The organism is Nocardioides sp. (assembly GCF_050699375.1).
Lineage (GTDB): Bacteria > Actinomycetota > Actinomycetes > Propionibacteriales > Nocardioidaceae > Nocardioides.
Window position 1 is genome coordinate 1 of record NZ_JBOHDN010000226.1, and the last position, 9,376, is coordinate 9,376.

The following is a 9,376-nucleotide window of genomic DNA, read 5'->3' on the forward strand; positions in this document are numbered from 1 at the left end:
ACCGGCGTGGCCTGCGACGTGGTGAGCGCCGAGGACGTGGAGCGCGCCCTGGAGACCGCGGTCGCGACGTACGGCTCGCTCGACATCGTCGTCAACAACGCCGGCATCACCCGCGACGCGACGATGCGGAAGATGACCGAGGACCAGTTCGACCAGGTGATCGCCGTGCATCTCAAGGGCTGCTGGCACGGCACCCGGCTCGCCGCCGCCCGGATGCGCGAGCAGAAGTCCGGCGCGATCGTGAACATCTCCTCGATCTCCGGCAAGGTCGGCATGGTCGGGCAGACCAACTACTCGGCCGCGAAGGCCGGCATCGTCGGCCTCACCAAGGCCGCGGCCAAGGAGATGGCCCACCACGGGGTCCGGGTCAACGCGATCCAGCCCGGCCTGATCCGCTCCGCCATGACCGAGGCGATGCCGCAGCGGATCTGGGACGAGAAGATGACCGAGATCCCGATGGGCCGCGCCGGCGAGCCCGCCGAGATCGCCAACGTCGCGCTCTTCTACGCCTCCCCGCTCTCCTCCTACATGACCGGCACGGTCGCCGAGGTGACCGGCGGAAGGTTCATGTGACCTGGCGGCCGCGGCGGATGACGTCGGTCTCGACCCTCGACGCGGGGCCGGTCGCCGCCCTCGGCGCTCTCCTCGACAGCGGCGCTCCGGTGCCTGCCGCCGGGGACGTACTCCCGCCGCTGTGGCACTGGGTCGCGCTGCCGCGGTGGCCGTCCTCGTCGATCATCGGCGACGACGGCCACCCACGCCGCGGCGACTTCCTGCCGCCGGTCGACCTGCCCCGGCGGATGTTCGCCGGCGGTGAGGTGACCTTCCACGGCGACCTCCGCGTCGGCGCCGAGATCGTCCGTGAGTCCGAGGTCGTCTCGGTCGAGGAGAAGGAGGGCCGCAGCGGGCCGTTGGCGATCGTCACGGTGGACACCCGGCTGGTCGACGCCGAACGGGACGACCTGCTCGTGGAGGAGCGGCAGGACCTGATCTACCGCGATGCCGCGCCGGCACCGACGTCGTTCCCGGACCCCGAGCCCGCCGCGGCCGTCGAACCCGCCGGTCCGCCGCTCGTGGCCGAGGACGCCGGCTGGCGGTTCGCTACCGACCCGACCCTGCTCATGCGGTTCAGCGCTGCGACCGCCAACCCGCACCGGATCCACTACGACTGGCCCTATGCCACCAGGATCGAGGGCTATCCCGGGCTGGTCGTGCAGGGCCCGCTCGCGACCCTGGTGCTCGCCGAGGCCCTTCGGCTGACCCACCCCGACGGCGTCGTACGCCGCCTGCGGCACCGCAACACCGCTCCCCTGTTCTGCGGCGACCCTGCCCAGGTCCGGGTCGACCGCCCCACCGCCGACACAGCGCCCAACACCGCCGACGTCGCGCTGCAGCGCCCCGACGGCACCGCGCTGGCCGGCCTGACGGCCGAGCTGGCCACCCTCACCCCTGAAAGGCACCAACCATGAGTGACACCGCCCGCGACGTGGTCATCTGCGAACCCGTCCGCACCCCGATCGGCCGCTACGGCGGCGTCTTCAAGGACCTGAGCCCGGTCGACCTCGGCGTCACGGCGCTCCAGGGTCTGCTCGCCCGCACCGGCATCGACCCCGAGCGGATCGACGACGTCATCCTCGGTCACTGCTACCCCAACGCCGAGGCACCGGCGATCGGGCGGGTGGTCGGACTCGACGCCGGGCTCCCGGTCACCGTCGGCGGTCAGCAGGTCGACCGTCGCTGCGGCTCCGGGCTGCAGGCCGTCGCCAACGCGGTGATGCAGGTCGGCTCCGGCGCCAGCGACATCGTCGTCGCCGGCGGCGCGGAGTCGATGAGCAGCGTCGCCTTCTACTCCCTCGACATGCGCTGGGGCGGCGGCCGCACCGGCGTGCAGATCCACGACGGCCTCACCCGCGGCCGGCAGACCCCGGGCGGCCGGTTCCACCCGGTGCCCGGCGGCATGCTCGAGACCGCCGAGAACCTGCGCCGGGAGTACGCCGTCGGCCGCGAGGAGCAGGACCGGCTCGCCGTCAGCTCCCACCAGCGCGCCGTCGCCGCCCAGCAGAGCGGTGTCTTCGCCGACGAGATCGTGCCGGTCACCGTCCCGTCCCGGAAGGGCGATGTCATCGTCGACACCGACGAGCACCCCCGAGCCGACACCACTCTCGAGTCGCTCGCGAAGCTGCGGCCGATCCTCGGCTCCTCCGACCCCGAGGCGACCGTCACCGCCGGCAACGCCAGCGGTCAGAACGATGCCGCCGCCATGTGCCTGGTCACCACCGCCGACCTCGCCGAGAGCCTCGGCCTGCGGCCGCTGGTCCGGCTCGTGTCCTGGGCCGCCGCCGGCGTACGTCCTGACGTGATGGGCATCGGACCCGTCCCCGCCACGGAGGCAGCCCTCGCCAAGGCCGGCCTGACCCTGGCCGACATCGACGTCATCGAGCTCAACGAGGCCTTCGCCGCCCAGGCGCTGGCGGTGATGCGCGAGTGGAAGTTCACCGACGAGGACCTCGAGCGCACCAACGTCCACGGCTCCGGCATCTCCCTGGGCCACCCCGTCGGCGCCACCGGCGTACGGATGCTCGGCACGCTCGCCCGCGAGCTGCACCGCCGCGAGGCCCGCTACGGCCTCGAGACCATGTGCATCGGCGGTGGCCAGGGCCTCGCCGCCGTCTTCGAGCGGGTGGTCTGATGCGTACGTTCACCTCGGTCGCGGCGATCGAGGCCGCCGTCGGCGAGGAGCTCGGCACCACGGACTGGGTGCAGATCACCCAGGAACGGGTGGACCGCTTCGCGGAGCTCAGCGGCGACCAGCAGTGGATCCACGTCGACGTCGAGCGCGCCACCGCCTCGTCCTTCGGCGGCACCATCGCACACGGCTACCTCACGCTGTCGATGCTGCCGGCCTTCGCCGCCGAGCTCTACACGATCGATGCCGGCTCCGCCCGGCTCAACTACGGCCTCGAGAAGGTGCGGTTCCCGGCGCCGGTCGAGGTCGGCACGAAGATCCGGGCCACACCGCGGATCAAGGAGGTCCGGGCGGTCCCGGCCGGGACCCAGGTGCTGGTCGCCTGGACCGTCGAGGCGGAGGGCGCCGAGCGACCGGTCTGCGTCGCGGAGAGCATCACGCTGGTCCTCCCCTGACGTCTCGCGAGTGCCGCCGATCCGCCACCGGTCGATCGGCGGCCTCGGCATGCCCGCATCCATATTGGGCTCACCGGAGATATCAATGCAAGCCACATTTGGTGTTGGACGCGCAATGGCTGGGGTTTCTAGTGTGAACGCGGTCACACAGCATCCGGTGCGTGACGTCACACAATTCCCGGAGGAGCAGTCCCCATGACCCAGTCAACGCGCGTCCCCGACGAAAGGATGGCCCGCAAGGCGGGCATAGCCGCGTTCGTCGGCACCACCATCGAGTGGTACGACTTCTACATCTACGGCACCGCGTCGGCACTGGTCTTCGGACCGCTGTTCTTCAGCAACGCCGAGCCCGCGGTCGCGACACTGCTCTCCTTCGCGACGTTCGCGGTCGGGTTCCTGACCCGACCGCTCGGCGGTGTCCTCTTCGGTCATCTCGGTGACCGGATCGGCCGCAAACGCTCCTTGATCCTGACGCTGCTGCTCATGGGCGTCACCACGGTCGGCGTCGGCCTGCTGCCGACGCACGCCGCCATCGGTGCCGCCGCGCCGGTGCTGCTGATCGTGCTCCGGCTGCTGCAGGGCCTCGCCGTGGGCGGTGAGTGGGGCGGCGCGGTGCTGATCGCGACCGAGCACACCCGCCCCGACCGCGGCTTCCTGTTCGGGGCGTTCGCCCAGCAGGGCTCCCCCGCCGGCCGGATCCTGGCCACCCTCAGCTTCCTCGCGGTGACCGGCCTGCTTCCCGACGAAGCCCTTCTCGAGTGGGCCTGGAGACTGCCGTTCCTGGCGTCGGCCGCGCTGGTCGTGGTCGGGCTCGTGATCAGGCTCAGCCTCGAGGAGTCCCCGGCGATGAAGGACCTCCAGGAGCGCGACGAGGTCGTCCGCGTCCCGGTGGTCGAGCTGTTCCGCAGCAACTCCCGTGAGCTGACCCTCGGCGTCTTCGGCATCCTGTGCGTCTTCGTCGTCGTCTACGCCCGTGACACGTTCGCGCTCTCCTGGGCCACCACCCATCTCGGCTTCGCCAAGGACTCCTTCCTCACCATCATCCTGATCGCCAGCCTCGTCCAGTTCTTCGTGCAGCCGTTCGGCGCGGTGCTCGCCACCCGCTGGAACCCGCGCACCCTGGTCACCTTCCTGCTCGCCCTCGAGATCCCCGCGCTCGCGATGATGTTCGTGCTGATGGGCACCGGAAACTGGACGCTCGCGATGATCGGCGCGGTGATGGCCACGATCCCCGACGTGATGTTCTACGCGATCATGGCGGGCATGCTCGCCCAGGCCTTCCCGGCCCGGGTTCGCTACACCGGTATCTCCGTCACCTATGGCCTCTCCGGCGCACTGTGCGGAACCACGCCGATGATCCTGCAGTGGCTCCTCGACACCTCCGGCAGCATCGTGGTGCCTGTCGCCTTCGGCGTCGTGACCACTGTGATCTCCCTGCTGTGTTCCAGGGCGCTGCTCGGCCGGAACGCCGGAAAGGCGGAGGCGGCCAACGACCCCGCGCCGGTTCCCGTGGAACGCTGAGCGTCTCGGGCAACCTGTCCGATCTCGTGGCCCCGCGTCGCTCATGGAGACGCGGGGCCACGCCCCCTGGCCGGTCCCGTAGCTCAGAAGAGCTGGCGTACGTTCGCCCTGGCGAGGTCGAGGAGCTCGTCGCCGCGTCCGGACAGGACCGTACGCAGCGCATACAGCGTGAACCCCTTGACCTGCTCGGCGGTGATGGCCGGCGGGATCGACAGCTCCTGCCGCTCGGTCACGACGTCGAGGAGCGCCGGTCCGTCGTGGGCGAGGATCTCGGCCACCGCGTCCGGGAGCTCGTCGGCGTGCTCGACCCGCCGCGCGTGGATGCCCAGGGCGCGGGCCACCTCCGCGAAGTTCGGGTTCAACAGGTCGGTGCCGTAGTTGACGAACCCGGCCGCCTTCATCTCGAGCTCGACGAAGTTGAGCGAGGAGTTGTTGTAGACGACCAGCTTGGCGGGCAGCTTGTTCTGGGTGAGCGTGATCAGCTCGCCGAGGAGCATCGTCAGCCCGCCGTCACCGGCCAGACCGATCACCTGCCGGTCGGGGTGAGCCGCCTGCGCGCCGATCGCGTGCGGCAACGCGTTGGCCATCGAGCCGTGGGCGAAGGAGCCGATCAGCCGGCGACGTCCGTTCATGGTCAGATAACGGGCCGCCCACACGACCGGCGACCCGACGTCGGGGATGAAGACGGCGTCGTCGGCCGCCGCCTGGTCGACGAGCCGGGTGAGGTACTGCGGGTGGATCGCCTTGCCGCGCTTCGTCGGCGTCGCGAGGTCGTCGAGCCGCGTCCGGGTGGTCCGGTAGTGCTCCAGCGAGGACTCGAGGTGATCGCGGTTCGTCTTGGGCTCCAGGAGCGGGAGCAGCGCCTCGGCCGTGTCCTTCACGCTCCCGACGAGCCCCACCTCGACCGGATGGCGACGGCCCAGCTGCTCGCCCCGGATGTCGACCTGGATGGTGGTCGCGTGCTTGGGGAAGAACTGGCGGTAGGGGAAGTCGGTGCCCAGCATCAGCAGCGTGTCGGCGCGGTCCATCGCCCGATAGCCGGAGGCGAAGCCGAGCAGCCCCGTCATGCCGACGTCGAAGGGGTTGTCGTGCTCGATGTGCTCCTTGCCGCGCATCGCGTGCACGATCGGCGCGCCCAGCGCTTCGGCGAGCGCGATCACCTCGTCGTGGGCGCCGGCGGTGCCCGCGCCGGCCAGGATGGTCACCCGCCGGCCTGCGTTGAGCGCCTGCGCAGCGCACTCGATCTCGTCGGCGGCCGGCAGGATGCGGGAGCGGCTCGGCGTGATCGCCACGGCACGCTCGGCGACCGCCTCGGCGAGCGCGACGTCCCCCGGGATGACGACGACGGCCACACCCCGCTTCTCGACGGCGGTACGCATCGCGATCTCGAGCACGTGTGGCATCTGGCTCGGGTCGGCGACGTACTCGGCATAGACCGATGCCTCGCGGAACAGCTCCTGCGGGTGGGTCTCCTGGAAGTATCCGCTGCCGATCTCGGCGCTGGGGATGTGAGCGGCGATCGCCAGCACCGGCACGCGTGAGCGGTTCGCGTCGTAGAGGCCGTTGATCAGGTGCAGGTTGCCCGGGCCCGCGCTCCCGGCCGCGACGGCCAGCTCTCCGGTCGTGGCGGCGTCGGCGGCGGCCGCGAACGCGCCCGCCTCCTCGTGCCGGACATGCACCCACCGGATCGTGCCGTCCTTGCGCAGCGCGTCGGTGAACCCGTTGAGCGAGTCCCCCGGGATGCCGTAGACGCGGCGTACGCCGCTGGCGGTGAGCGTGGCCACGATCTGCTCTGCGACGGTCGACATGCTTTCAATCTATTCGACGGCCATCGACGCGGCGGCCAATGCGGCGAGGATCCGCTCGGCGACCTCCTCGACCGAGCCGAGGCCGTCCACCGTCGCGAGAAGGCCGCGAACGTCGTACGCGGCGGCCAACGGCGCCGTCTCGGTGGTGTACACCTCGAGCCGTCGCCGGACCACCGACTCGGTGTCGTCGGCACGGTTCTCCTCCTGGGCCCGGAGCAGGATGCGGCGTACGAGCTCATCGATCTCGGCCTCGAGCAGCACGACCGCGTCGAGCCCGACACCGGTCCGGTCCAGGATCGCGTCGAGCTCGTCGACCTGCTGCGGCGTACGCGGATAGCCGTCGAGGAGGAATCCATCGGCACAGTCCCCATCGGCGAGCCGGTCGGCGACCATCGCGTTGGTGACCTCGTCCGGGACGTACTCTCCCGCGTTCATGTAGCTGTCGGCCAGGACACCCAGGTCGGTCCGCTGGGCGACGTTCGCCCGGAAGATGTCACCGGTCGAGATCGCCGGGATGCCGAAGCGTGCCGCGATCGTGGTGGCCTGGGTGCCCTTGCCCGCGCCGGGTGGGCCCATCAGAAGGAGTCGCATACGGATACGGAGCCTTTCGTTGTCACAGCGCGCCGGTCACCCGGCGATCACGCCTGGTCGGAGGCTAGGCGGCGCACCGCTGCAGTCACGTTGCGAATGGGGCGGCCTCGCCTTCGGGCGGGTCGATACCCTCCGATCAGGCAGTACGAACTGCGACCTGCTCGCAGGGTGTGGAGCGGGCCCGGGGATCGACACAGTGACAAGGACAACAATCCTTGGAGGTACTCGTGTCCACTGAAACCGCCGTCCCCGACGGCAATCCCGCCCTGATCGGAGTCCCGACATTCCTGGTCGGCTCCGTGGCCCTCGGTCTGGTGCTGACCGGGTTCGTCCCCGCGACCGCGGTCGCGGCGTCGATCCCGATCATCGCCACGGCGACCGCGTTCGGGCAGGGCGTCGCGGCGATCTGGGCCACCCGTCTCAACCAGAACGCCGTGGCCGCGATCTTCGGCATCTTCACCGGCTTCTGGTCCAGCTACGCCGCCCTCGTGCTGGGTCTGACGCACGGCTGGCTCGGCATCCAGCCCGCAGACGCGGTCAGGACCCAGGAGCTGTTCCTCGGGTCCTGGCTGGCCGTGATCGTGCTGCTCACCCTCGCCACCCTGCGCCTGCCGCGTGCCTTCACGGTGCTCTTCGGGCTGATCGACCTGGCGCTGTTGCTGGTCCTGCTCGGCACGGCCACGGCCAGCACCCTCCTCACCCAGCTCGGTGGCTACACCGTGTTCGCGTTCGTCATCGTCGGTGCGTACCTGTTCCTCGACGCCATGTCCCAGGCCACCGGAGGTCGCGCCCTTCCGCTGGGCGCTCCGGTCCGCGCCTGAGCCGGCCGGGCCGCTCCGGCCGAACCAGGGCCGGACGGAGCGGGGCTGTGGTGGAGTGCTGGAGGGCGCCCCACCACAACCCCGCGCCGTACGCGAGGTCGTCGAGCCGCCGCAGGGCGGTGTAGGTGAGCGGATCCAGCTCAGGCCGGGTCCGCGACCAGTCGACCAGCCCCTCGACCAGCGCCGCGGCGACCCAGGCTCGACGAACCCGCCGGGACATCACGGCGGCAGGGATCATCACCGGCCACCAGTGCCTGTTCATCGCCGCGGCACACTGCTGCGCCGAGGCGGCCAGGCCGTACGGCACGAGGCGGCCGGCAACGGCCCAGGGCCGAGCACTCTGACGCATCTTTCGAGCGGTTCCGGCGACGACGACCGCGCCGACCCCGGCCCCCACGCCGAAGGCCCAGGGCCGTTGCACCAGCATCGCCAGACCGACCGCCAGCGTGAGCGGCCCGGCCACGACCGGTGCCACCGCATCGTGGTGTCGCATCGCGAGCGGAGCAGCGCTGGTGCCGTAGAACGCCTTGCGCCCGAGCCAGCCGGCCGCCGCCACCCGGTGCTCGTGCGCCACCTGCGCCTCAGGCACGTAACGGACCAGCCACCCCCGCTGCACGGTGCGCCAGATCAGGTCGACGTCCTCACCGACCAGCATCGTCTCGTCGAAGCCGGCACCGAGCACGAGGGTTCTGCCCACCAAGCAGGCGGACGGCACGTACGGAACCTTCCCCCCGGGCACGACCGTCGCCGCGGCGCCACCGAGGTCCAACGACGACCGCACCGCCTCATAGCGCTCCACCCGCCCCCTCGCCGCCCCGTGCTCGAGGGCGCGGATGCGCGGCGCCACGACTCCGACCGCCGGGTCGCCGAGCTGGACGAGCAGAGGGTCGAGCCAGCCCTCGTGCGGGACGACGTCGGAGTCGACGAACGCCACCAGCTCGGTCCGCACCGCACGCAGCCCGGTGTTGCGTGCGGTCGCCGGACCCCTGGACTCCTCGTGGCGCAGCAGGTCGGCCCCGGCGCGGGCGGCGACCTCCTTGGTAGCCACGGGATCGGCGGAGCCGTCGTCGACGACGATGACCCGCAGTCCCGGCAGCGCTCTGAGCAGGCGGGCGAGAGCATCGGCGCGGTCCTTGACCGGGATGACGACGGTGACGTCCGAATCGGTCAGCCGGGGAGGCGCCCAGGCGATCTCGGCCAGCCCGCGGTCGAGCAGCAGCCGGGCGAGCCGTGCGCTCTGAGGCGAGTCGACGACGAGCTCACCGTCGCCGAGAAGATCCACCGCGGCCGGGCGCAGGAACAGCATCCGGATCGGAGATCCGCCGTACAGCGCCCGGCCCTCCTCGCCCCGCCAGGTGCTCGGGAGCAGCCGGACGACCGTTCCGTGGGCCAGGTCCCGGTTCATGCCGTGAACCCTCCGTCGGCATGGATCACCGAGCCGGTGACGGCGCGCGAGCGTGGCGAGCTGAGCCAGCGTACGGCGTCGGCGATCTC

10 protein-coding genes are annotated in these 9,376 nt (G+C 71.1%); 6 read left to right on the plus strand and 4 right to left on the minus strand.

Going from position 1 to position 9,376, the window contains the following annotated elements; all coding sequences use genetic code 11:
- From fabG to ACRDPS_RS16350, 5 genes are all read left to right on the plus strand, one after another.
- On the plus strand, positions 1-573 hold a 573-nt coding region (gene fabG / locus ACRDPS_RS16330), incomplete at its 5' end, for a 3-oxoacyl-ACP reductase FabG (protein WP_431502710.1).
- A gap of 17 nt (positions 574-590) precedes the next feature.
- Positions 591-1,469: an FAS1-like dehydratase domain-containing protein gene (locus ACRDPS_RS16335; protein ID WP_431502711.1), complete on the plus strand. Its 879-nt coding sequence runs from the start codon at positions 591-593 to the stop codon at positions 1,467-1,469.
- On the plus strand, positions 1,466-2,689 hold the full coding sequence (locus ACRDPS_RS16340; protein WP_431502712.1) for an acetyl-CoA C-acetyltransferase: 1,224 nt from the start codon (positions 1,466-1,468) through the stop codon (positions 2,687-2,689). Before ACRDPS_RS16335 ends, ACRDPS_RS16340 begins: the two co-directional genes overlap by 4 nt.
- Positions 2,689-3,141 carry a MaoC family dehydratase gene (locus ACRDPS_RS16345; protein ID WP_431502713.1) on the plus strand — a complete coding sequence of 151 codons (453 nt, stop codon included), beginning with the start codon at positions 2,689-2,691 and terminating at the stop codon, positions 3,139-3,141. Before ACRDPS_RS16340 ends, ACRDPS_RS16345 begins: the two co-directional genes overlap by 1 nt.
- Before the next feature lie 195 nt (positions 3,142-3,336).
- On the plus strand, positions 3,337-4,662 hold the full coding sequence (locus ACRDPS_RS16350; RefSeq protein ID WP_431502714.1) for an MFS transporter: 1,326 nt from the start codon (positions 3,337-3,339) through the stop codon (positions 4,660-4,662).
- An 83-nt stretch (positions 4,663-4,745) separates the two neighbouring features.
- On the opposite strand, the gene poxB is transcribed toward ACRDPS_RS16350, so the two are convergent.
- Positions 4,746-6,470, minus strand: a complete 1,725-nt coding sequence (poxB, locus tag ACRDPS_RS16355; protein ID WP_431502715.1) for a ubiquinone-dependent pyruvate dehydrogenase — start codon at positions 6,468-6,470, stop codon at positions 4,746-4,748.
- A gap of 9 nt (positions 6,471-6,479) precedes the next feature.
- The gene (locus ACRDPS_RS16360) at positions 6,480-7,061 is read right to left on the minus strand and encodes an adenylate kinase (protein WP_431502716.1); all 582 of its coding nucleotides are present in this window, start codon (positions 7,059-7,061) and stop codon (positions 6,480-6,482) included.
- Positions 7,062-7,288: 227 nt separating this feature from the next.
- Here ACRDPS_RS16360 and ACRDPS_RS16365 point away from each other — a divergent pair, with 227 nt between their 5' ends.
- Positions 7,289-7,882 carry a GPR1/FUN34/YaaH family transporter gene (locus ACRDPS_RS16365; protein ID WP_431502717.1) on the plus strand — a complete coding sequence of 198 codons (594 nt, stop codon included), beginning with the start codon at positions 7,289-7,291 and terminating at the stop codon, positions 7,880-7,882.
- Here ACRDPS_RS16365 and mftF read toward each other — a convergent pair.
- Positions 7,794-9,287 carry a mycofactocin biosynthesis glycosyltransferase MftF gene (gene mftF, locus ACRDPS_RS16370; RefSeq protein ID WP_431502718.1) on the minus strand — a complete coding sequence of 498 codons (1,494 nt, stop codon included), beginning with the start codon at positions 9,285-9,287 and terminating at the stop codon, positions 7,794-7,796. The two genes, ACRDPS_RS16365 and mftF, sit on opposite strands and share 89 nt — an antisense overlap.
- Positions 9,284-9,373 (minus strand): hypothetical protein, encoded by a 90-nt coding sequence (locus ACRDPS_RS16375; RefSeq protein ID WP_431502719.1) that lies wholly within the window; start codon positions 9,371-9,373, stop codon positions 9,284-9,286. Before ACRDPS_RS16375 ends, mftF begins: the two co-directional genes overlap by 4 nt.
- Positions 9,374-9,376 lie beyond the last annotated feature (3 nt).

Bases quoted from the DNA above. Each gene is read 5' to 3' on its own strand.
- poxB (WP_431502715.1), bottom strand. From the start codon at position 6,470: ATGTCGACCGTCGCAGAGCAGATCGTGGCCACGCTCACCGCCAGCGGC.
- ACRDPS_RS16360 (WP_431502716.1), bottom strand. From the start codon at position 7,061: ATGCGACTCCTTCTGATGGGCCCACCCGGCGCGGGCAAGGGCACCCAG.
- ACRDPS_RS16340 (WP_431502712.1), top strand. From the start codon at position 1,466: ATGAGTGACACCGCCCGCGACGTGGTCATCTGCGAACCCGTCCGCACC.
- ACRDPS_RS16335 (WP_431502711.1), top strand. From the start codon at position 591: ATGACGTCGGTCTCGACCCTCGACGCGGGGCCGGTCGCCGCCCTCGGC.
- mftF (WP_431502718.1), bottom strand. From the start codon at position 9,287: ATGAACCGGGACCTGGCCCACGGAACGGTCGTCCGGCTGCTCCCGAGC.
- ACRDPS_RS16350 (WP_431502714.1), top strand. From the start codon at position 3,337: ATGACCCAGTCAACGCGCGTCCCCGACGAAAGGATGGCCCGCAAGGCG.
- ACRDPS_RS16345 (WP_431502713.1), top strand. From the start codon at position 2,689: ATGCGTACGTTCACCTCGGTCGCGGCGATCGAGGCCGCCGTCGGCGAG.